A 22,202-nucleotide genomic window follows, 5' to 3' on the forward strand; every position below is an offset into this window, starting at 1 on the left:
TTGCTCCTAAATACATAGCTTCTTGCGCATATTCCACGAGCGCTAGAGCCCTATTTCATTCAAAAATTTTGACCAACAAGGGATCTCCATGAGCCACTTTCTGGACAGACTGAGCCACTTCTCGGCTCCCAAAGAAACATTTGCCGATGGCCACGGCGTGGCTACCGGCGAAGACCGCACCTGGGAAGACGCTTACCGCGACCGCTGGGCCCACGACAAGATTGTGCGCAGCACCCACGGCGTGAACTGCACCGGCAGCTGTAGCTGGAAGATTTACGTCAAGGGCGGCATCGTCACCTGGGAAACCCAACAGACCGACTACCCCCGCACCCGCCCCGATTTGCCCAACCACGAGCCACGCGGCTGCGCACGCGGTGCCAGCTACAGCTGGTACCTGTACAGCGCCAACCGGGTGAAGTACCCCATGATCCGCGCCCGCCTGCTCAAGCACTGGCGGGCGGCCCTGCTGGTGGCCAAGAGCCCGGTGGACGCCTGGGCCAGCATCGTCGAAAACCCCATCGCCCGGCTGGACTGGCAAAAGCAGCGCGGCCTGGGCGGCTTTGTGCGCAGCACCTGGGAAGAGATCAACCAGCTGGTTGCCAGCGCCAACGTCTACACCGCCAAGCAGTACGGGCCGGACCGCATCATCGGCTTCTCGCCCATTCCGGCCATGAGCATGGTGAGCTACGCCGCCGGCAGCCGCTACTTGAGCCTGATCGGCGGCGTGTGCATGAGCTTTTATGACTGGTACTGCGATCTGCCACCGGCCAGCCCGCAGGTCTGGGGCGAGCAGACCGATGTGCCCGAGAGCGCCGACTGGTACAACAGCACCTTCTTGATCGCCTGGGGCTCCAACGTGCCCCAGACCCGCACACCCGACGCCCACTTCTTCACCGAGGTGCGCTACAAGGGCGCGAAGACGGTGGCCATCACCCCCGACTACGCCGAAATCAGCAAGCTCGCCGACCTGTGGATGCACCCCAAGCAGGGTACCGACGCGGCAGTCGCCATGGCCATGGGCCACGTCATCCTCAAAGAGTTCTATTTCAACAAGCGCAGCGCGTACTTTGACAACTACGTGCGCCGCTACACCGACATGCCGAATCTGGTGCAGCTGGAGGAGCGCACGCTGCCCGATGGCCGCCACGTGATGGTGCCCGGTCGCTACCTGCGGGCCAGCGACGTGGGCGGCCAATTCGGCCAGAGCAACAACCCGGACTGGAAGACCTTGGCGTTGGACCAGAACGACGCCATGGTGCTGCCGAATGGCTCCATCGGCTTCCGCTGGGGGGCCGCCGAGCGCGACGACATCGGCAAATGGAACCTCGAAAACAAGGAAGCTCAGGGCGACACCGAAGTGCAACTCAAGCTCAGCCTGATGGAGGGCGAGCAGCCCCACTACGAGGTGGGCGACGTGGGCTTCCCGTACTTCGGTGGCATCGACACCCCGCACTTCGACGCCAACAAGCAGAGCACTGCAACCGGCGATGTGCTGGTACGCAAGGTGCCGGTCCGTCGGGTCACGCTGAACCAGGGCGGCGAATCGCGCGAGGTGCTGGTCGCCACCGTGTTTGACTTGACAGTCGCGAACTACGGCGTCGCCCGCGGCCTGCCCGGCGAGAACGCCGCCATGAGCTTTGATGACGACACCCCTTACACCCCTGCCTGGCAGGAAAAGATCACCGGTGTGAAGCGCGACCAGGTGATTGCCGTGGCCCGCCAGTTTGCTGACAACGCCGACAAGACCCAGGGTAAGAGCATGGTCATCATCGGTGCGGCCATGAACCACTGGTACCACAGTGACATGAACTACCGCGGCATCATCAACATGCTGATGATGTGCGGCTGCATCGGCAAGAGCGGCGGCGGCTGGGCCCACTACGTAGGCCAGGAAAAACTCCGCCCCCAAACCGGCTGGACTGCATTAGCCTTTGCGCTGGATTGGGTGCGCCCCCCCCGCCAGATGAACAGCACCAGCTTCTTCTACGCCCACACCGACCAGTGGCGTTACGAGAAGCTGGGCGTGGAAGAAATCCTCTCGCCTCTGGCCGACAAGGCCAAATTCGGTGGCAGCCTGATCGACTACAACGTGCGCGCCGAGCGCATGGGCTGGCTGCCCAGTGCGCCGCAGCTGCAGACCAACCCCATGCAGGTGGTCAAAGACGCGCAGGCCAAGGGCCTGGACCCCAAGGACCATGTGGTGCAGTCGCTCAAAGACGGCAGCCTCAAGATGAGCTGCGAAGACCCGGACCACCCCGCCAACTGGCCGCGCAACATGTTTGTCTGGCGCTCCAACATTCTGGGCTCCAGCGGCAAAGGCCACGAGTACTTCCTCAAGCACCTGCTGGGCACCACCCATGGCGTGCAAGGCAAGGACCTGGGCGCCGATGAGGCCAAGCCCACCGAGGTGCAGTGGCACGACAAAGCCCCCGAAGGCAAGCTGGACCTGCTCGTCACGCTGGACTTCCGCATGAGCACCACCTGCCTGTACTCCGACATCGTGTTGCCCACCGCCACCTGGTACGAAAAAAACGACCTCAACACCAGCGACATGCACCCCTTCATCCACCCACTCTCTACGGCGGTGGACCCAGCCTGGCAAAGCAAGAGCGACTGGGACATCTACAAGGGCTTCGCCAAAGCGTTCAGCGAAGTCTGCGTGGGCCACCTGGGCGTGGAAAAGGAAGTCATGCTCAGCCCGCTGATGCACGACAGCCCTGCCGAGCTGGCCCAGCCCTTTGGCGTGGCCGAGTGGAAGAAGGGCGAATGCGATCTCATCCCCGGCAAGACCGCGCCGCAGGTGCAGGTGGTGGAGCGCGACTACCCCAACACCTACGCCCGCTTCACCGCCTTGGGCCCGCTGATGGACAAAGTGGGCAATGGCGGCAAGGGCATTGCCTGGAACACCCAGACCGAAGTGGCCCAGCTCAAGGAGCTCAATGGCAAGGTACACACCGAAGGCGTAGCCAAAGGCCTGGCCAAAATCGAAACCGACATTGACGCTTGCGAAGTGGTGCTGCAGCTCGCTCCCGAGACCAACGGCCATGTGGCCGTGAAAGCCTGGGAGGCCCTGGGCAAGCAAACCGGCCGCGACCACACCCACCTGGCCCTGCACCGCGAGGACGAGAAGATCCGCTTCCGCGACATCCAGGCCCAGCCGCGCAAGATCATCAGCTCGCCCACCTGGAGCGGCATCGAGAGCGAGACAGTGTCCTACAACGCGGGCTACACCAATGTGCATGAGCTGATCCCATGGCGCACCCTCACCGGTCGCCAGCAGTTCTACCTGGACCACCCCTGGATGATCGCGTTTGGTGAGGGCTTCACCAGCTACCGCCCGCCGGTGGATTTGAAGACCGTGGGCGACATCATGGGCCGCAAGCCCAATGGCAACAAAGAGATATCGCTCAACTTCATCACACCGCACCAGAAGTGGGGGATCCACTCCACCTACACCGACAACCTGATGATGCTGACGCTCAACCGCGGCGGCCCGGTCATCTGGCTCAGCGAGGACGACGCAAAGAGCGCCGGCATTGTGGACAACGACTGGGTGGAGCTGTTCAACACCAACGGCGCCATTGCAGCCCGTGCGGTGGTAAGCCAGCGCGTGAAAGTGGGCATGGTGATGATGTACCACGCCCAGGAAAAGATCATCAACACCCCCGGTGCCGAGATCACCGGCACGCGTGGCGGCATCCACAACTCGGTGACGCGCATCGTGACCAAGCCGACCCACATGATCGGCGGCTACGCGCAGTTCAGCTACGGCTTCAACTACTACGGAACCATCGGCACCAACCGCGACGAGTTTGTGGTGGTGCGCAAGATGCGCAAGGTCGATTGGCTGGACGGTGAAGGCACCGACACGGTTCAGAAGTAACGCGCACGCAAGGAGAAACACAATGAAAGTACGCGCACAAATCGGCATGGTGCTGAACCTGGACAAGTGCATCGGGTGCCACACCTGCTCGGTCACCTGCAAAAACGTCTGGACCAGCCGTCCCGGCGTGGAATACGCCTGGTTCAACAACGTGGAAACCAAGCCCGGCATTGGCTACCCCAAGGACTGGGAGAACCAGGACCGCTGGAACGGTGGCTGGGTTCGCAAAGTCGATGGCTCGATCGAACCCAAGCAAGGCGGCAAGTGGAAGCTGCTCATGCGTATCTTCGCCAACCCGAACATGCCGCAAATTGACGACTACTACGAGCCCTTCACTTTCGACTACGACCACCTACAAACCGCCAAGGAAACCAAGGCCGCGCCCACGGCACGGCCGCGCTCGCTGATTACTGGCAAGCGCATGGAGAAGATCGAGTGGGGTCCCAACTGGGAAGAAATCCTGGGTGGCGAGTTCAGCAAGCGCGGTCAGGATGCCAACCTAGCCAACTTCGACCAGGTCCAGAAGGACATGGTGGGCCAGTTTGAGAACACCTTCATGATGTATCTGCCTCGCCTGTGTGAGCATTGCCTCAATCCAGCGTGTGTGGCCAGCTGCCCCAGCGGCTCTATTTACAAGCGCGAGGACGACGGCATCGTGCTGATCGATCAGGATAAGTGCCGCGGCTGGCGCATGTGTGTCTCCGGTTGCCCCTACAAGAAGATTTATTACAACTGGCAGAGCGGTAAGGCCGAGAAGTGCATCTTTTGCTACCCGCGCATCGAGGCTGGCCAGCCCACCGTGTGTTCAGAGACCTGCGTGGGCCGCATCCGTTACCTGGGTGTGGTGCTGTACGATGCTGACCGCATTGCCGAGGCCGCCAGTGTGGAAAACGAGAAGGACCTGTATCAGGCACAGCTCGACATCTTCCTGGACCCAAGCGACCCCGAAGTCATTGCCCAAGCGCGCAAGGACGGCATTCCCGAGGCGTGGCTGGAAGGCGCGCGCAAGAGCCCGGTCTACAAGATGGCCGTGGAGTGGAAGGTGGCCTTGCCCCTGCACCCTGAGTACCGCACGCTGCCCATGGTCTGGTACGTGCCACCGCTCTCGCCCATTACCTCAGCGGCCAACGCCGGCCACATCGGGCCCAATGGCGAGCTGCCCGACATTGCCCAGATGCGCATTCCCGTGCAGTACCTGGCCAACCTGCTCACCGCGGGTGACTGCGGCCCCGTGGTGCGGGCGCTGGAACGCATGCTGGCCATGCGCGCCTATCAGCGCAGCAAGCATGTGGACCAGATCGAGAACCTGGCCGTGCTGCAGCAAACCGGCCTGACCGTGGCCGAGGTGGAAGAGATGTACCAGATCATGGCGATTGCCAACTACGAAGACCGCTTCGTCATCCCCACCAGCCACCGAGAGTACGCCGAAAACGCGTTTGACCTGCGCGGCGGCTGCGGCTTCTCCTTCGGCAATGGCTGCTCCGATGGCGCGACCGAGACTAGCCTGTTCGGTGGCAGCAAGGCGCGCACCATTCCCATCAAGTCCATGCTCTGACTAGGAGACACCCATGAAAGACAATCGTTATTCCCTGCGGGCCTTGGCGCTACTGCTGGGCTACCCTGACGCGGCCCTGCGCGCCCAACTGCCTGCCTTGATGGATGTGCTGGACCAGGAAGGCAGCGTGCCCGCCGCGCGCCGCGCCGAGCTGCGCAGCCTGGCCGGCGACCTCTGCCGCCGCGACCCGCTGGAGGTGGAAGCCCAGTACGTGGAAACCTTCGACCGGGGCCGCGCCACCTCGCTGCACCTGTTTGAGCATGTGCATGGTGACTCGCGTGACCGCGGCCCCGCCATGGTGGACTTGGCACAAACCTACGACAAGGCGGGCCTGCACCTGGCGCCCGAGGAACTGCCTGACCACCTGTGTGTGGTGCTGGAATTCGCCTCCACGCAGCCACCACAACTCGCCCAGGACTTTTTGGGAGAAATGGCCCACATCCTCACGTCCATCTTCAGCGCCTTGCTCAAACGCGGTAGCCCCTATGCCGCAGCAGTGGCCGCCGTACTAGAGCTGGCCGGCCAGCGCGTGCAGGCCGTGCCCTTTGCCGCCGACGAGCCGTTGGACGACAGCTGGGCAGAGCCTGAAGCTTTTGATGGCTGCAGTACCAAAGGCCAGGCTCGCCCGGGCGAGGCCCAGCCTATCCACATCGTGCGCAAAGCCGCTGCTTCGCAAGGAGTCTCTGTATGAACCCCCTCGACAATTTCCTGTTCGGCATCTACCCCTACATCTGCCTGAGCGTGTTTCTGCTGGGCAGCCTGCTGCGTTTTGACCGCGACCAATACACCTGGAAGAGCGACTCTTCGCAGCTGCTTCGTGCCGGCCAGCTGCGCTGGGGCAGCAACCTGTTCCATGTGGGCGTGTTGTTTCTGTTTTTTGGCCACAGCTTTGGCATGTTGACGCCGCACTTTTTGTACGAGCCCTTTATCAGCGCCGGCGCCAAGCAACTGGTGGCCATGGTCTCGGGCGGCGCGTTTGGTCTGCTGGGTTTCATTGGGGTTAGCCTCTTGCTGCACCGCCGACTGAGCGATGAGCGTATTCGGGCCAACTCCAAAACCAGCGACATCGTGCTGCTGGTGCTGCTGTGGCTGCAGCTGGCCTTGGGCCTGGCCACCATTCCGCTGTCGGCCCAACACCTGGACGGCGGCATGATGATGAAGTTGGCTGAGTGGGCCCAGCGCATCGTCACCTTCCGCGCTGGTGCGCCCGAGCTGCTGGCCGAGGCGGGTTGGATTTTCAAGGCGCACATGTTTCTGGGCATGTCCATCTTCCTGATTTTTCCGTTTACCCGCCTGGTGCATGTGTGGAGCGGATTTGGCACTGTTGCCTACCTGGTGCGCCCCTACCAGTTGGTGCGCAGCCGCCGCATCGGCATGACGCCCCGCGACCCCATGAGCCGCAGCCACACCCACCGTTGAAAGGAGCCCTTCCATGAATACCTCCACCTCCTCTTCTGGCGGTTGCGGCAGTGGCAATTGCCACTGCGCCACCGCGGCGGCCCAGAGTGCTGGGCCCGTGCCCAGCATCAACGGTATCGCTTTGCATGCGCCGGGCGAGCAGCCGGACGTGCAGACGTTGCAAGAGCTGGCCTATACCGAGCTGCTGCGCCAGCAGGCGGTCAAGACCGGCCTGCTGCAGCGCAGCAAGGGCCTGAGCGCGCCGGTGCTGAACGACGCGGAGCGCAAGGTGCTGGAAGACATGCTCGATGCAGCCGTCACAAGCCCGCAGCCCACCGAAGACGAATGCCTGCGCTACTACACGGCCAATAAGGCCCAGTTTGTGGTGGGGCAGGCGGTGCATGTGCGGCACATCCTGTTTGCCGTCACGCCCGGCGTGAATGTGCATGCCCTGACGGTGCGAGCCGAGAAGGCCCTGATTGAATTGCTGGGCAAAGACGTGGCGCCCGACCGCTTTGCGGCCTTGGCGGCCGAGCTGTCCAACTGCCCCACCAGCACCCAAGGCGGCGACCTGGGCTGGCTGCAGCCGCACGATTGCGCGCCCGAGCTGGCCAACGAGCTGTTCCACCAGGCCCCGGCGGGTCTGGGGCTGGGCGTGCACCCGCGGCTCATCCACACCCGCTTTGGCTTTCACATCATTCGGGTGCTGGCCACCCGCAAGGGCAAGCAGGCCCCGTACGAAGAAGTGCGCGAGCGCATTGCGGCCCAGCTCACGCTGCAGTCTCGCGCCAAGGCCCTGCACCAGTACATGAGCCTGCTGGTAGGCCAGTCTCTGGTGGAAGGGGTGCACCTGGAGCGGGCCGACTCCCCCCTGGTGCAATGAGCGAAGCGACGCCAGCCCCTGACGAGCTGCTGCTGCGGCTGCGTCGCTTCCATTCCAATTACTTTCCGCTACACCAGCAGCGCTTCCAGGATCTGGTGGCAGACGGGCAGCACCCCAAAACCTTGTTTATTGGTTGCTCCGATTCCCGCCTGGTGCCCTACCTGTTGACCGGTGCGGGCCCGGGCGAGCTGTTCATTGTGCGCAATGTCGGTGCTTTTGTGCCGCCCTACGACGGTTCGCATGGTCTGCATGGCACGACTGCGGCCATCGAGTACGCCGTGCTGAACTTGCATGTGGAGCGCATCATCGTCTGCGGCCACAGCCATTGTGGCGCCATCCGCGCCGCCTACGATGGGGTCCCCGACGAAGCGCGGGCCCTGCAGGCTTGGCTCAAGCTCGCGCAAGAAGCTTTGCTACCCGTACAAAGCAGTCCAGAAGCCCTGCTGCGCACCGAGCAACGCTCGGTGGTGCTGCAGTTGGAGCGGCTGATGGACTACCCTATGGTGCGCCGCGAGGTGGAGGCGGGCCGGCTCACACTGCATGGCTGGCATTACGTCATTGAAGACGGCGAGATCCATGTGTTTGATGCCCAAAAAGCCGGCTTTGTGCCAGCCTCCACGGCGTCCAATAGCGGTACCGGCCCCTACCAGCCTTATGTGGAGTACGACGGCCAGGCTTTTACCGTACCGGAGGAGGATTTGCCATGATGGAAGACCTGTCTCCCCAGGCGCTGCGGGCGCGGTATGCCAGCCTGCCCCTTGTCTATGCCTGCTCGGGCTGCTCCAGTGCGGCCCAACTGTCCAACCAGATGGCGCTGCGCCTGGACCACGCCGAACTGGCCGAGATGTCCTGCATCGCAGGCGTGGGCGCAGGCGTCAAGCCGCTGGCGCGTACCGCCCGGTCCGGCCGTCCCATTTTGGCGCTGGACGGCTGCCCGCTGCATTGCGTGCGCCACGCGCTGGCCCAACAGAGCGTGCAGCCCACCGTGCATGTGGACCTGTCGGACCACGGTGTGCGTAAAGACCTGCACCGCCTGCCCAGCAGCGCCGAGAGCGAGGCCGTGTGGACCACAGTGGTGCTGCCGGCCCTGCAACAGACCCTGGCGTCCGCACCTGTGGACGTGATTCCCAAGAAAGAAACACTATGAGCTCCCACGGCCCGAACTCCGACACCGCACAGCCCATCAGCGAGGATGTGCTGGCCGAGAAATACCTCAAACTCGGTGAAAACAGCGCCGACGATGTGTATCGCCGTGTGGCGCGCGCACTGGCCAGCGCCGAAGTCCCGGAGCAGCGCGCGCACTATGAGGCGCTGTTTCTGGGCAACCTCCGCGCAGGCGCCATCGGTGCGGGCCGCATCATGAGCGCGGCCGGCACCACCATCCAGGCCACGCTGATCAACTGCTTTGTGCAGCCCGTGGGCGACTGCATCCAGGGCCTGGACGACGACGGCTACCCCGGTATCTACGAAGCGCTGCGCGAAGCCGCCGAGACCATGCGCCGCGGCGGTGGTGTGGGCTACGACTTCTCGCGCATCCGCCCGCGCGGGGCCGATGTGAAAGGCACGGCCTCGCTGGCCTCAGGCCCCTGCAGCTATATCAATGTGTTCGACCAGTCCTGCTCTACGGTGGAGAGCGCGGGGGCGCGACGCGGGGCCCAAATGGGCGTGCTGCGCATCGACCACCCCGATGTGCTGGAGTTCATCACCGCCAAGCGCACGCCGGGGCGCTGGAACAACTTCAATGTGTCGGTGGGTGTGCCCGATGCCTTCATGCAGGCCCTGCAGGCCGATGCGCCCTGGGAGCTGGTGCACCGCGCCAGGCCCGGTGCGGCCCTGCTGGCGCAGGGGGCGCGCCAGCGTGCCGACGGGCGCTGGGTCTACACCACCGTACCGGCCCGCACTCTGTGGGACGCGGTGATGCGCTCCACCTACGACTTTGCCGAGCCTGGCATCCTGTTTCTGGACCGCATGAACCAGGACAACAACCTGGCCTATTGCGAAACCATAGAAGCCACCAACCCCTGCGGCGAGCAGCCGCTGCCCGCCTATGGCTGCTGCGACCTGGGGCCCATCATCCTGCCGCGCTTTGTGCAGCACCCCTTTGGCCAGGGCGGCGGCGCAGCGTTTGACTTTGCGGGCTTTGCCCAGTCCGTGGCCCTGCAGGTGCGGGCGCTGGACAATGTGCTGGACGTGACGGTGTGGCCGCTGCCCCAGCAGCAGGCCGAGGCCGCCGCCAAGCGCCGCATCGGCGTGGGCTTTACCGGCCTGGGCGACACGCTGACCCTGCTGGGCCTGCGCTACGACAGCGCTGAGGGCCGCGCCCTGGCCGTGCAGATTGCCAGCTGCATGCGCGACAGTGCCTACGCGGCGTCCGTGGCTCTGGCGCAAGAGAAAGGTGCCTTTCCCCGGTTTGACGCAGACGGCTACCTGGCGGAGGGTACCTTTGCCAGTCGCCTGCCCGCAGCCCTGCAGGCTGACATCCGCACGCACGGCATTCGCAACAGCCATTTGCTCTCCATCGCCCCCACCGGCACCGTGAGCCTGGCCTTTGCCGACAACGCCTCCAACGGCATCGAGCCTGCGTTCTCCTGGACCTACACGCGCAAAAAACGCGAGGCCGATGGCAGCACCAGCGAATACGCGGTGGAAGACCATGCTTGGCGCGTCTACCGCGCACAAGGCGGCGATGTGAACCAACTGCCTGCCAGCTTTGTGTCTGCGCTGGAAATGGCTGCGCAAGACCACATCGCCATGATGGAGGCGGTGCAGCCGCTGGTGGACACGGCCATCTCCAAGACCGTGAACGTGCCGGCCGACTACCCCTATGAAGATTTCAAGGGCCTGTACCTGCAGGCCTGGCAGGCGCGGCTCAAGGGCTTGGCCACCTACCGGCCCAACGCCATCCTCGGCTCCGTGCTGCAGGTCACGTCTGCGCCTGCGGCAGAGTCTGAGAATGCTCCTGATTTGATAGCTGCTCGCGCAGATCCCATGAGGGCGGTGATCGAAAAACGCCCCAAAGGTGCCTTGGCTGCGGTGGCCGAGAAGGTGGAGTACTGGACGCAGGAGGGCCACAAAACCCTGTACCTGCTGGTCTCTTTCCTGCCGGTGCCCAGCGCCGATGGCAGCGGGACCGTGGAGCGCGCCATCGAGTTCTTCATGCCCCTGGGCCAAAGCGGTGAGTCACAGCAGTGGATCACCTCCAGCATGCGCCTGCTCTCGCTGGCGGCGCGCGGGGGCTTTCTGGAGCGGGCCCTGCGCGACATGCGCAAGGTCGCCTGGGACCGCGGCCCGGTGCGCCTGGGCCACTACACCAAGCAGGACGGCAGCCAGGTGCCGCTGTGGCACGACTCGGAGGTGGCCGCCATTGCCTACGCACTGCAGCAAATCATTGCGCGCCGGCAGGCGCAGGCCGATGTGCCGCAGGCGGTGGACGCGGCCGACGACGACAGCCTGGGCCTGAGCACCCCGTCTGCCAGCCCGGTCATGGTGGGCAAAAAGTGCGGCGAATGCGGCGCCTATGCCGTCATCCGCAAGGATGGTTGCGACTACTGCACCCAGTGCGGCCATGTGGGGACCTGCGGATGAGCGCCGCACTGCCTTGGCGTCTGCGCCATCTGCTGCTGGCGCCGCACCGCTTGGGGTTTTTTCTAGCCATGGTGTTGCTGTGGTGCGCCGGCCTGTGGTGGGCCTTGGTGCAGTGGGACCGGCTCAGCGGCGCGCTGGGCCTGGCCTATGTGCTCTCGCCCTCGCTGGTGCATGGGGCGGTCATGACGTTTGGCTTTATTCCGCTGTTCTTCTCCGGTTTTTTGTTCACGGCGGGCCCCAAGTGGCTGGGCGTGGCGCCGCCAGCGGCACCGCAGCTGCTGGCGCCTTTGCTCTTGCAGGCCAGCGGCTGGCTGCTGTGGCTGGCCGGTGCGCATTGGCACCTGGCGTTGGGGCTGGGCGGCTTGGCCTTGGCCTGTGCGGGGCTGCTGTGGATGAGTGCGTTGTTCTGGCGTCTGCTGGCGCGCAGCCCGGTGGTGGACACTCTGCACGCATTGGTGATTGCGCAGGCCTGCGGCGTGGGCTGTGCCAGCCTGTTAGGCCTGACCGCCAGCGTATGGGCCGGGGCCGATGCCGTGGCCCTGGCCTGTGTGCTCACCGGCCTGTGGGGCTTTGTGGTGGCGGTCTATGTGGTGGTGGCCCACCGCATGATTCCCTTCTTCACCTCCAGTGCGATGCCGCAGCTGGCTGCGTGGCGGCCGTTCTGGGCGCTGGGCCTCATGCTGGCGGTGGTGGTGCTGGAAGTACTGGCCGCCTGGCTGGACCTGCTGCAGCCGACCGACGCAGCCTGGGGCAATGTGTGGCTGCTGCTGCGGGGAACGCTGGAGCTGGCCGCGGGCGCGGTGCTGCTCTGGCTGGCTAGAAAGTGGGGCCTGGTACAAAGTTTCAAAAACCGCTTATTGGCCATGCTGCATATCGGCTTTATGTGGCTGGGGGTGGCGCTGGTATTGGCAGGGTCCAGCCAGTGGACGGGGTGGATCACTGGCACAACAGTGCTGCCGCTGGGTGCGCTGCATGCGCTGACCATGGGTTGCCTGGCCTCGCTGATGCTGGCCATGGTGACCCGGGTGTCTGCTGGCCACAGTGGTCGTGCCTTGGTAGCGGATGGTGCCGTGTGGACCTTGTTTTGGGGGCTGCAGGCCGCCACTGTGGTGCGGGTACTGGCCGCATGGTCCGGCGCGCACGGCGCTTGGCTGCTGTTGCTGGCGGCGTTGGCCTGGTTTTGCCTTATGACCCTGTGGGGCGGACGCCTGGTCAGTTGGTATGGTCGACTGCGCCCTGACGGGCGTGGCGGCTGACGTGTACAAGAAAGGTTGCTTCTATGATTGCTAGTTTTGACGATTTGCTGCAGGCAGCGCGCGCCCAAGCCGCACCCCAGCGCCTGCTGCTGGTCTTTGCGGGGGCCGAGTTGCCCGATGGTGCCAGTGCAACACAGCGCGCCGAGTTTGAGGCCGGGCAAGGTGGCGCCCTGGTGCCGCTGATGTGTGTGGACAAGCGACCTGAAGAGATCACATCCTTCGTGCAGCTGCGCACCGAAGCCGACGCCATGCACGGTAGCTGGCGGGTGATGTTGGCGGGCGCCCTGTCTGGTCAGCAGGGCGCGGCCCCCACGGACCAGGCGGTCGACCAAGCGCTGGAGCGCCTGTTGGGTCTTATGCAGGCAGGGCGCATGGAGCAAGTGTTGTCACAGACGCTTGCTTTCACGCGCGACGGGCAGGCTGTTACTCTGAAGGACTGACATGACAAGCTTTGCCATACCGTCCCGCCAGGTGCTGGGTATGCAGACGCTTTCCGCCAGTTGGGTGCAACCATTTGAGATGTTGCGGGCCTGCCATGAACGGGTGCACCGCATGCTGGCTCTGTTGGACAAGCTGCAGGCGCATGTGGCTGTGCATGGCGCAGATGACAAGGCAGCACAGGCTGCGGTGGATGTGATGCACTACTTTGACCAGGCAGCGCCGCTGCACCATCTGGATGAGGAGGAGCAAGTCTTCCCGGTGGCGCTGGCCCGTGGTTCCGCCGATGTGCAGGCGGCAGTGGCGCAGTTGCAGCAGGACCACACCGCCATGGAGGCGGCCTGGGCTGCGCTGCGTGTGGTGCTGGCCGCCTGGGCCAACCCGGCAGCCGCACCCGAGCTGCGCGCGTCGCACAGCACTGCCTCTCTGCCCGTCCGGGAGTTTGCCGAGCACTATCAAGCGCACATCGCCTGTGAGGAGTCGCTTGTCTACCCCTGCGTGGAGGCCTTGGTGTCGGTCCAGGAGCTGGAGTCCATGGGGCGTGCCATGGGCGCACGGCGTGGCGTTGTTGTATGAATTTTTTGGACCCATCGCCAGCCCGTCATCGCACCATTCCCATTCAGGACGCCCGCGAACGGTACGTGGCACCTGATGTTCAGCTGCTACCGCAACATGCAGAAGACCGCTCGCCGGACTACATGGGTCCGGTGCAAGACGCGCTGGACCGGCCTTGGCATGACCTGCGGATCAGCGTCACGGACCAGTGCAATTTCCGCTGTCGCTACTGCATGCCCAAAGAAGTGTTTGGCAGAGACTACCCGTTTCTGCCGCACAGCGCGTTGCTGAGCTTCGATGAGATTGCCCATTTGGTGGCCACCGCAGTGCCCTTGGGCGTACGCAAGGTGCGGCTCACAGGCGGTGAGCCACTTCTTCGCAAACACTTGGAGCAACTGATCGCCACCTTGGCTGCGCAAGCCGAGGCACGTGCAGTGCCCCTGAACATTGCCATGACCAGCAACGGATCTCTGCTGGCTACCAAGGCGGCCGCGCTCAGGTCGGCCGGGTTGGGCCGCATCACCGTCAGTCTGGACGCGCTGGATGAGCGCATCTTCCAGCAGATGAACGATGCCGATGTGTCGGTCGCCACAGTGCTGCGGGGTATTGACGCGGCTTTGCAGGCCGGTTTCGAGCGGGTCAAGGTCAACGTCGTGTTGCGCCGTGGCTGGAACGAGGACCAGATCGTACCGCTGGCACGGCACTTTCTCGGTATGCCGGTGTCGCTGCGCTTTATCGAGTTCATGGACGTAGGGCAGAGCAATGGCTGGACCATGGCTCACGTTGTCCCGGGGGCGGAGATTCTGCAGCGGCTGCAGCGCGAATTCCACTTGACGCCATTGGCGCCAGCTGCAAAAGGGGAGACGGCGCGGCGCTGGGCCTACCAGGAGCTGAGCACGCCAACTTCAACAGTGCAGACCGAGATCGGGCTGATCAATAGCGTGACCCAGGCTTTTTGTGGCGACTGCAATCGTGCGCGAATCACCGCCGATGGACAACTGTTCACCTGCCTGTTTGCGCAGAGCGGCGTCAACCTGCTGCCCTATCTGCGGGGAGGCGACGCAACGACGCAGCCGCTTGGTCGTTTGTTGCGCGCCGTGTGGAGTCAGCGCACAGATCGCTACTCAGAGGTCCGAAAGGAAGTAAACGTAAAAGCGCGAGCAAATAAAGCCGAGATGAACTACTTGGGTGGATAAAAGCTAATGGCGCAATAGCAGAACGGTGAACCGCCACGGGGCGACTCACCCAATCAAAGGCGATTCAGCAAGGACTACTCGTCTGATTTACCTAGGCCATTTGCCTCTGAAAGCACTGCGTGCAGTAGTCCGTGCACATTAGTTGGATCTCCCCCGCTTTCATAGTCATATTTCAGCTTCCGGTTTACGGACATTCGTGACTGTATGCATCTGACCCTCAGCGGCAGTCGACCCAAAGCTGAATTCCAACTATTCGGATTCAATGTCCGAAAGCCGACATTCTTAGTTGGCGAACCCGCAGATCGCAAGGAGACGGAAATTCAGCGGCCATCGAAATTTTCCCGAAGGATCGCAATTTCAGGGCGAATTTCTGACAACCGCAGCCATTATTTTGTTGCCTTGCAGCTTCCTTGCGATGACTTCGAATGCGAGGTGTGGCCTGTGCGTGACAGACCTATAGATGGTTAACATTGCCTGGCAAGGAGGTCGTAGACCTTGAAGACCATGCGCGACTAAGCAATGCGTACATAGCACTACTGACAAGTGCAGGAGAGGAAAATCTATGAGCAAGGCTGGCATACAGTCCAACCGGGGGGATGGTTACCAAACATTGGTTGCATTCGATTGGGCATTGCAGGTCTTGGCGGATCCCGTTTATGAATGGCTCGAAGTGGACTCTGCCACTTCACCTGTTGATGATGTTGTTGTTGGACGAACGGACGGCACCACTATCCACTGCCAATGCAAGAAAAATTCTCCAACGCATATAGCTTGGTCCGTTGGCAATTTGAAGGACGAGTTGCTGAAGGCTGCGCAACTGCTGTCGAGCAACAACTCTGCAGTCGTTCGGTACTACTCACGGTCAGCATTTGGCGAGCTAGAAGCACTCAAGGAGTTCAGCGCCAACTACCCAGACCCAGACATCTACCAAGCCAATCTCGGCGCATCCACCCAAGCGACTGACGAGGCCCTAGGCAAGCTACTTTTTGCCGCCAGCCCAAACCTCTCGACTTACGATTTTCTACAACGCACTTGGTTTGAACCGACACCAAGCTTGGAACGTATGCAAGAACTGCTGCAGGCGCGACTGCGCAACATTGCCAGCAATTCTGCCAATGCCTATCAAGCACTCTGGACTCGCCTCGACCATCTGGGAATGCGCGTCAACACCAACGGGAGTTCAAGCGCTGCCATACAGCACCGCCTAAGCAAGGCGGATATCAAAAGCACTCTGATTGAAGCTGGTGCAATGCTCACGCCGCCCATGGACTTGCGCGCAATACGCACGGAGTTTCAAAGCACGTCTGCCATCGGCAGGAATTGGCGTCGCGATATTGGCGGTGAACAGATTCCCAATCCACTCGTTGATGAAATCATGTCAGCCATTGACAGGAATAGCCGCGCCTTCCTAGTTACGGGAACCCCAGGTGCAGGAAAGACCTGCATCATGCTGGCACTTCAAGAAGCCTTAGAGAGGCGAAGTCAAACTACATCGGACATACAGCCATTTTTCATCCAGTCACGGGAGTTTGCAGACCTGAACTCTGCCCAAGAACGGCAGGCCATGGGCCTGAAAGAGCACTGGGTTGAATGGGTTGCACGAATGGCTGACATGATCCATACAGTAGTCGTCATCGACTCACTGGATGTACTGTCCATCGCACGGGAACACAAAATTCTGGACTACTTCTTGGCCCAGATGGACCGATTACTGTGCCTCCCCAATGTCACCGTCATTACCGCCTGTCGTGACTTTGACCACCGATATGACCGCCGCATTGCGCAGAGAAAATGGGATCGGGAGTTCAAGTGCGCCCCCTTGAATTGGGTATCTGAAGTTACCCCTCTTCTCAATAAATTGGGGATTGATACATCTACCGTCGATGCCACGATGCGAGAACTCATCAGCAATCCACGGGAATTGGCCTTGTTTGTGGAACTGGCACAACAAGACGGCAGCTTCAATGTAGTTACTAGTCAAGCCTTGGCGCAACGCTATTTGCAGACCATCGTGCTGGCCAACCCCGCACTCGGGGATGCCGCCATGCGTGCCATAGAGAGCGTTGCCACCGAGATGCTCAGCCAACGTAGCTTGGCCATACCGTCGCAGCGCTTCACTGCATCCCACGACATTCAGCGCACGTTGCTCAGTCATCAAATACTGCAATGGACGCAGGATAAGAAGTTGACGTTTGGGCACCAAACCCTGCTGGATGTGCTGGTGATCAGCGGTGCGATTCGCCAAGGCATCACCTTGGACACATTCATTCGCAACCTCCAGCCTGTCCCATTTGTACGCCCTAGTATTCGCAGCTTTGTGGCCCAGTTGGCAGCCGGAGACAGGCGGGCGTTCAGAGGGCAGTTGCGCACAGTACTCACTGGAACCCACGCTTTTCACATCCGTCGTCTAGTCGCGGAGTGTCTAGCGGGGCAAATTCCACAAGATGATGACTGGCCGCTGATCCGCGATTTGAAGACTCAACAACCTGAAGTCTTTCAGGTGATCTACTATCAAGCAGTACAGGTAGAGTGGCATCCTTTCTGGCGCAAACACTTGATACCCACGCTCATAGCCAATCGTGACAGCGAAGGGCTGACACGACATGCTCAGCGCATAGCGCAATGGAAAAATGCAGATGCCCAGGACGTGATCAACTTCTGGATCGAAGCCTTTTCGCACGATTGGGTTGACCGGAAACAGCTAGGCAGACAAGTAACCTATTCACTGCACAACTTCGACATGGCCCATGCCGCGTTGCTGGCTCCGGTGCTGGGGATACTGCTCCAGATGCCACGCGAGGAGCACAGCTTTTTGGGACATGCCCTTGCTCGGTGCGTCGCAGCGGGCGGCTTGGAGGACGCTACCCTCTGGCGGTACATCGTCGCAGACATCGGCGATGAAGAGGTTCGTTCCTACAACCTTGGCGACAAGCTGCATTGCCAACCCCATGAATTTAACAGCAGCGATGAGAACTTTTTGTCGCAGCGGATGCAGCAATCACCCGCCTTGTTGGCCTTGGCTATCTCCACCATTGAGCAATGGAGGCATGTCAGAAAAGAACGCTGGCACACTTTTCTGCGTGACAGCTCCTACAACGACACCCATAGCCAAACAGACATGCACCACGTTGATGCCGCGCGTGTCTTGTTAAATGCCATTGAGGCTGGAATTGGGGTACATGCCCAGGCCCATACAACCTGGTGGCAAAAAAACCGCGAGCGACTTTGTTTCAACGAAGAAACTGCACTGCGCTACTTTGCCATTCTTGCCTGCACGTCCTCACCAGCACAAAACCTGGACGTAATAGGTCGCATGCTATGTGATAGGGACAATCTAGAGTCTGATTTGACCTATGAGTTGGGCACACTGATACATCATGCTTTCATCCTCTTGGATGAACCAACGCAAGCTGCAGTTCAGAAGGCCATTTCAGCGATTGATCAGGAACACGCAGCTGACCCAGCACGCAGGGTTTGGATGCTTCAAGCACAGGCCCAACTGATACTTTCAATCCCCTGTAATTTGCGCCAGCCTGCGGCACAGGCCATCGTCGTCGAGTGTGAAAACCACACATGGCCATTGCTACGACAGCCAAGTATCGGCATACGCGGCGGCATAGTTGTTGCCCCATTTTCGTTTGAGGTATTTCTTTCTACAAGCAACGACGGTGTACTTCGCTTGCTGGCGCACTACAGTGGCTACGACAGAGATTCCTGGGATGATTTCGGTATGGGTGGTGACTCCCAGGTAGGCGGACAACTGCGAGAAGCCGCATCCCGCAGTCCAAGCCGCTTTATGGCACTGCTGGATACGCATTGGGATGCAGTTCCAGGTCGATTCCGCAATGACATACTGGATGGCGCACGCACTTACTTGGCCTACACCTACGGCAATTTGCAGGCCAACAACTGGGCTCCCGTAGATGAGCCCGAGGCCATGACGCTAACACGACAGGTACTGGATGAGCTTGAACGCCACCCAGACCATTGGCACCACAGCCGCGACGCAGCCAAAGCACTGGAGGGTGCTGCGCACGTTGTGAAAGACATGCCTACTGCCGCTAGGTTGGTCGCGCTGGCGTATGCATTTTTAAGCCTGCATGAAGAAAGCTCTGTCTCTGGAGATAGGGTCAACTTGTTGACCCATGGGATCAACATGGCAAAGGGAAACGTCGCAGATGCCCTGATGATTCTGGCAACAAAACTTCAGCAGGAAGACGTTCCCTGGCCAGATTCTTTGGCACCGGCGTTAATGGGTATATCGGGCGATGCACACCCCGCTGTTCGTGCCGTAGTGCTACGCAGACTCCACTACTTGCAACACCTCGCACCTGACATTGGCTGGAAAGTTTTCCGGCAGGCGATGCAAGAGAGCACGGATGGGCTTTGGCAAATGGCAGAGCCCTGCCTCTACTACGCCTATCACCAACAGTTCACTATCGTTCAACCATGGCTGGATCAACTCTATATGGAAGGCAAGGACAAGGACTTGGAAACCTGGGGACGGATTTCGGCACTAGCAGCGCTTTCCGACAAGATACGCTTCTCCTCGCTACTGGCCTCGCTGAAATCCCTCAATGCCGAAAGCGCTTGGCGCGGCGCGGCGAGCGTCTGGACACATCCCTCAAATGTGCAACAGCACCAAGAGCAATGCTTCGGTGGTCTTGAAGCGGGCCTCGATACGGAAAACCCCTTCGCGTCCAGTGTTGCCCGGAAGATCAGCCGGTTCTTTCACGAAACAACTTCCTTGGTCCACATACCGTTACCCATCATGCAACGGTGTTTTGGGTTACTTGCTGATTCCGCTGACAAATCACAAGTTGACTTGCATGGTATCGACGCTTGGCTCAATGCCACTGCGTTACACGCTCCCGCGCATGCGTTGGAAGTAGCGGAAATGTATTTGACCCTGAAACGACATACCCAGTCCTATCTTTACGACCACGGGGACAACTTCACCCAGCTCTTGACTCGCCTGTTCGCGCAGGCCGAGGAACAAGAGGAATCTGACCGCGGCGCCATGCTCCAGCGCGTAGTTGCCGTACAGGACACGCTGATGACGCTCGGCATGCACGGCATTGATGACTGGCTGAAAGCCATAGAGCGGCCATGATCTCCCTGATTCCTCAATAAAAATCCGCGCAGCCCTTACGTTATCTGCGCGGCCCGCTACTGAATCAGTAGCGGGCGAAGCTTTTATTTCTTGGCCGGCGGCACATCCGTGCAGCTGCCATGCGCTATCTCCGCCGCCATGCCGATGCTCTCGCACAGCGTGGGGTGCGGGTGTATGGTCTTGCCGATGTCGACCGCATCGGCACCCATCTCAATCGCCAGCGCGATCTCGCCGATCATGTCGCCCGCGTGGGTGCCCACCATGCCGCCACCCAGAATATTGCCGTGGCCACGCGCTTCCGGAGAGTCTTCAAACAGTAGTTTGGTAACGCCTTCATCGCGGCTATTGGCCATCGCGGGGGCCGGATGCGGTCCAGGGGAACAGGCCCTTCTTGACCTTGATGCCTTGCGCCTTGGTTTGAACTTCGGTCAGGCCGACCTAGACAATTTCGGGATCGGTGTAGGCCACGGTAGGAATGACGCGAGCTTTGAACGCTGCGGCTGGTATCCACTTATCAATGTGCCGGAAAACCGACATTCATTTAAGCCCGCAATTGGCCCGAGGCTGCTGTTCATTTCACGGAAATATGCAGCGACAAGCATTCGGAAACTTGCGTGCAATTTGAGTTTGAGATTGCAAACCTACTAAAACGGCCCGTGTAAGTTGTTGATTTGTAATAGGGTGCTTTGCAAACCTAATTGCAAAATTGCAGACTCAATTGTTTCTGATAATCACCACTCTCCGGTCTCCATGCGGATGGCAACTTCACAGTCTTCAAAAATTTCCAGTTTCGCGATCTTGACGCGCACGCCCAGCACGCCGGGCAACTGCATCAGCCGGTGGGCCAACTTGCCGATCAAGGTCTCCAGCAGGTTCACGTGCTCGGCCGTGCATTCGCTGATGATGATCTGGCGCACTTTTCGGTAGTCCAGCACGTGGTTGATGTCGTCGTCATGCGGCAGCAGGGGCTGGGTGCCCAGGCTCAGCTCGGCGTCCACCTGGATAGGCTGGGGTGCGACTTTTTCGGACTCCAGAATGCCGAGGTTGGCGTCAAAGCGCAGGCCCGTGAGGGTCAGGGTTTGGTGACCGGTGCTGGCCTTCATGTCCTCATTACGCATTTGCGCCTTTCATGCGGAATACTTCGACGCCCACGCCCGCGCAGTCGGGGTACACGTCCGGTTTTTGGGTAGACAGGCGCACGGCGCGCACCTGCGGGTGGGCCAGCATCTGCTGCACCAATTCATCGCACAGGGTTTCCTGCAGTTCGACATGGCCACGCGCAATGCGGCGGGCAATGAGTTCGCGCACAAAGTCGTAGTCCACCACTTCTGACAAGCTGTCAGAAACAGGCGTGCTGCCATCGTAGGGTACGAACAGTTCCACATTAAAAATCAGGCGCTGCGACACGCCTTTTTCAAAGTCATGGGCGCCGATGTGCACTTGCACTTCGTGGTCCCGCAAAAAAAGGCGGCGGCATTCCAGTGCCAGGGTCACCAAGGGATCGTGGCTCATGGGTTGTCTTTCACAGAAATGGTTTCCACGGCAAACATCACATCGCGCTCCAATGGCACCAAATGTTGGCCGTTGTCCACGCACAAGGTGCTGCCGGTAATGCAAGGGTTCTCCGCCAGAAACAGGCATGTGGCAGCGACCTGGCCGGGGTCTATGGGTTCGCGCAACAGGTTGACGCGTGCGGCCTTGTCGAAGTTGTCCTGGGTTTGCGGGCCGCTCAAAAACATCAGGCCCGGGGCCACACCGCACACGCGCACGGCTGGAGCCAGCGCCTGGGCTTGCAAAGCCACTGCCCGTTCGAGCGCCAGCTTGCTGACGGTGTAGGAAAAATAGTCGGGGTTGAGGTTGAACACCTTCTGGTCCAGCACATGGATGATGCTGTGCGCGCCCGGGGTAGCGTCCGCACCCAGGCTGTTGGTCATCCAGCGCGAGAGCGACAAGGGTGCCATCAGGTTGACTTCCAGCTGCTGGCGAGCGCCTTCGGTGTCGATGGCATCGCCACTGTCGGGCTCGAAGCTGGAGGCGTTGTTCACCAGGCAATGCAGCGGGCCGGACTTGGCGGCAATTTCTGCAATCACGGCCTTACGGCTGCCTTCATCTGACAGGTCCGCATGGATGGCTTGGGCCTCATGCCCTTGGGCACGCAGCCCGCCGCATAGCGCCTCAGCCGCTTCAGCGCTGCGCTGGTAGTGGCACCACACCTCCCACCCGGCCGCAGCAAAGCGGGCGCAGAGGAGTGCGCCCAAACGATGGGCACCACCGGTGACAAGTACGCGCTTCAACACAAATGCATCCTGAAAAAAGGGAGGGGGCGTGGGGGAAAGATAA

At 61.0% G+C, this 22,202-nt stretch carries 16 protein-coding genes and 1 pseudogene; 13 read left to right on the plus strand and 4 right to left on the minus strand.

Features of this window, described 5'->3' with window-relative positions; translation table 11 throughout:
* The first annotated feature begins 88 nt into the window (after positions 1–88).
* The 13 genes from FDM28_RS06540 (at position 89) to FDM28_RS06600 (ending at position 19,862) form a co-directional block, all read left to right on the plus strand.
* Positions 89–3,883, plus strand: coding sequence for a nitrate reductase subunit alpha (locus FDM28_RS06540; protein WP_138514330.1), 3,795 nt, complete (start codon positions 89–91; stop codon positions 3,881–3,883).
* Between the two features lie 22 nt (positions 3,884–3,905).
* The gene (gene narH, locus FDM28_RS06545) at positions 3,906–5,438 is read left to right on the plus strand and encodes a nitrate reductase subunit beta (RefSeq protein WP_138514332.1); all 1,533 of its coding nucleotides are present in this window, start codon (positions 3,906–3,908) and stop codon (positions 5,436–5,438) included.
* 13 nt (positions 5,439–5,451) lie between these two features.
* Complete coding sequence (gene narJ / locus FDM28_RS06550; protein WP_138514334.1) at positions 5,452–6,129, plus strand: nitrate reductase molybdenum cofactor assembly chaperone; 678 nt, start codon at positions 5,452–5,454, stop codon at positions 6,127–6,129.
* Complete coding sequence (narI, locus tag FDM28_RS06555) at positions 6,126–6,857, plus strand: respiratory nitrate reductase subunit gamma (RefSeq protein ID WP_138514336.1); 732 nt, start codon at positions 6,126–6,128, stop codon at positions 6,855–6,857. Before narJ ends, narI begins: the two co-directional genes overlap by 4 nt.
* A gap of 13 nt (positions 6,858–6,870) precedes the next feature.
* On the plus strand, positions 6,871–7,719 hold the full coding sequence (locus tag FDM28_RS06560; RefSeq protein WP_138514338.1) for a peptidylprolyl isomerase: 849 nt from the start codon (positions 6,871–6,873) through the stop codon (positions 7,717–7,719).
* Positions 7,716–8,426: a carbonic anhydrase gene (locus FDM28_RS06565; protein ID WP_138514340.1), complete on the plus strand. Its 711-nt coding sequence runs from the start codon at positions 7,716–7,718 to the stop codon at positions 8,424–8,426. Before FDM28_RS06560 ends, FDM28_RS06565 begins: the two co-directional genes overlap by 4 nt.
* Positions 8,423–8,866 (plus strand): putative zinc-binding protein, encoded by a 444-nt coding sequence (locus tag FDM28_RS06570; protein WP_276611855.1) that lies wholly within the window; start codon positions 8,423–8,425, stop codon positions 8,864–8,866. The genes FDM28_RS06565 and FDM28_RS06570 overlap by 4 nt, the downstream gene beginning before the upstream one ends.
* Positions 8,863–11,304 carry an adenosylcobalamin-dependent ribonucleoside-diphosphate reductase gene (locus FDM28_RS06575; protein ID WP_138514342.1) on the plus strand — a complete coding sequence of 814 codons (2,442 nt, stop codon included), beginning with the start codon at positions 8,863–8,865 and terminating at the stop codon, positions 11,302–11,304. The genes FDM28_RS06570 and FDM28_RS06575 overlap by 4 nt, the downstream gene beginning before the upstream one ends.
* Positions 11,301–12,560 carry an NnrS family protein gene (locus FDM28_RS06580; protein WP_240791926.1) on the plus strand — a complete coding sequence of 420 codons (1,260 nt, stop codon included), beginning with the start codon at positions 11,301–11,303 and terminating at the stop codon, positions 12,558–12,560. The genes FDM28_RS06575 and FDM28_RS06580 overlap by 4 nt, the downstream gene beginning before the upstream one ends.
* Positions 12,561–12,583: 23 nt before the next feature.
* Complete coding sequence (locus FDM28_RS17910) at positions 12,584–13,000, plus strand: ribonucleotide reductase subunit alpha (protein WP_170211633.1); 417 nt, start codon at positions 12,584–12,586, stop codon at positions 12,998–13,000.
* Position 13,001: 1 nt separating this feature from the next.
* A complete protein-coding gene (locus FDM28_RS06590; RefSeq protein WP_240791927.1) occupies positions 13,002–13,574 on the plus strand; it encodes a hemerythrin domain-containing protein in 573 nt (190 codons plus the stop codon).
* Positions 13,571–14,749 carry a GTP 3',8-cyclase MoaA gene (gene moaA / locus FDM28_RS06595; protein ID WP_138514346.1) on the plus strand — a complete coding sequence of 393 codons (1,179 nt, stop codon included), beginning with the start codon at positions 13,571–13,573 and terminating at the stop codon, positions 14,747–14,749. The genes FDM28_RS06590 and moaA overlap by 4 nt, the downstream gene beginning before the upstream one ends.
* A 562-nt stretch (positions 14,750–15,311) precedes the next feature.
* Entirely contained in the window at positions 15,312–19,862 is a 4,551-nt protein-coding gene (locus tag FDM28_RS06600) for an AAA family ATPase (RefSeq protein ID WP_138514348.1), read from the plus strand.
* 83 nt (positions 19,863–19,945) lie between these two features.
* Here FDM28_RS06600 and FDM28_RS06605 read toward each other — a convergent pair.
* The 4 genes and pseudogenes from FDM28_RS06605 to FDM28_RS06620 all read right to left on the minus strand — a co-directional run.
* A pseudogene (locus tag FDM28_RS06605) lies at positions 19,946–20,378 on the minus strand (dihydrolipoyl dehydrogenase); the annotation flags it as partial.
* Positions 20,379–20,593: 215 nt separating this feature from the next.
* Positions 20,594–20,965: a dihydroneopterin aldolase gene (locus FDM28_RS06610; RefSeq protein WP_087495090.1), complete on the minus strand. Its 372-nt coding sequence runs from the start codon at positions 20,963–20,965 to the stop codon at positions 20,594–20,596.
* A gap of 7 nt (positions 20,966–20,972) precedes the next feature.
* Positions 20,973–21,374 carry a dihydroneopterin aldolase gene (locus FDM28_RS06615; protein ID WP_138514350.1) on the minus strand — a complete coding sequence of 134 codons (402 nt, stop codon included), beginning with the start codon at positions 21,372–21,374 and terminating at the stop codon, positions 20,973–20,975.
* Entirely contained in the window at positions 21,371–22,159 is a 789-nt protein-coding gene (locus FDM28_RS06620; protein WP_240791928.1) for an SDR family oxidoreductase, read from the minus strand. Before FDM28_RS06620 ends, FDM28_RS06615 begins: the two co-directional genes overlap by 4 nt.
* Positions 22,160–22,202: the final 43 nt, after the last annotated feature.

Origin of the sequence: Rhodoferax bucti (assembly GCF_005876985.1) — a bacterium.
In the GTDB taxonomy this organism is placed as follows: Bacteria; Pseudomonadota; Gammaproteobacteria; order Burkholderiales; family Burkholderiaceae_C; genus Allorhodoferax; species Allorhodoferax bucti.

What these genes read in the sequence shown, in the direction of transcription:
- narJ (WP_138514334.1), top strand. Translation starts at nt 5,452, where the DNA reads ATGAAAGACAATCGTTATTCCCTGCGGGCCTTGGCGCTACTGCTGGGC.
- FDM28_RS06570 (WP_276611855.1), top strand. Translation starts at nt 8,423, where the DNA reads ATGATGGAAGACCTGTCTCCCCAGGCGCTGCGGGCGCGGTATGCCAGC.
- FDM28_RS06565 (WP_138514340.1), top strand. Translation starts at nt 7,716, where the DNA reads ATGAGCGAAGCGACGCCAGCCCCTGACGAGCTGCTGCTGCGGCTGCGT.
- FDM28_RS06580 (WP_240791926.1), top strand. Translation starts at nt 11,301, where the DNA reads ATGAGCGCCGCACTGCCTTGGCGTCTGCGCCATCTGCTGCTGGCGCCG.
- FDM28_RS17910 (WP_170211633.1), top strand. Translation starts at nt 12,584, where the DNA reads ATGATTGCTAGTTTTGACGATTTGCTGCAGGCAGCGCGCGCCCAAGCC.
- FDM28_RS06590 (WP_240791927.1), top strand. Translation starts at nt 13,002, where the DNA reads ATGACAAGCTTTGCCATACCGTCCCGCCAGGTGCTGGGTATGCAGACG.
- moaA (WP_138514346.1), top strand. Translation starts at nt 13,571, where the DNA reads ATGAATTTTTTGGACCCATCGCCAGCCCGTCATCGCACCATTCCCATT.
- FDM28_RS06560 (WP_138514338.1), top strand. Translation starts at nt 6,871, where the DNA reads ATGAATACCTCCACCTCCTCTTCTGGCGGTTGCGGCAGTGGCAATTGC.
- FDM28_RS06615 (WP_138514350.1), bottom strand. Translation starts at nt 21,374, where the DNA reads ATGAGCCACGATCCCTTGGTGACCCTGGCACTGGAATGCCGCCGCCTT.
- narH (WP_138514332.1), top strand. Translation starts at nt 3,906, where the DNA reads ATGAAAGTACGCGCACAAATCGGCATGGTGCTGAACCTGGACAAGTGC.
- FDM28_RS06575 (WP_138514342.1), top strand. Translation starts at nt 8,863, where the DNA reads ATGAGCTCCCACGGCCCGAACTCCGACACCGCACAGCCCATCAGCGAG.
- FDM28_RS06600 (WP_138514348.1), top strand. Translation starts at nt 15,312, where the DNA reads ATGAGCAAGGCTGGCATACAGTCCAACCGGGGGGATGGTTACCAAACA.
- narI (WP_138514336.1), top strand. Translation starts at nt 6,126, where the DNA reads ATGAACCCCCTCGACAATTTCCTGTTCGGCATCTACCCCTACATCTGC.
- FDM28_RS06540 (WP_138514330.1), top strand. Translation starts at nt 89, where the DNA reads ATGAGCCACTTTCTGGACAGACTGAGCCACTTCTCGGCTCCCAAAGAA.
- FDM28_RS06610 (WP_087495090.1), bottom strand. Translation starts at nt 20,965, where the DNA reads ATGAAGGCCAGCACCGGTCACCAAACCCTGACCCTCACGGGCCTGCGC.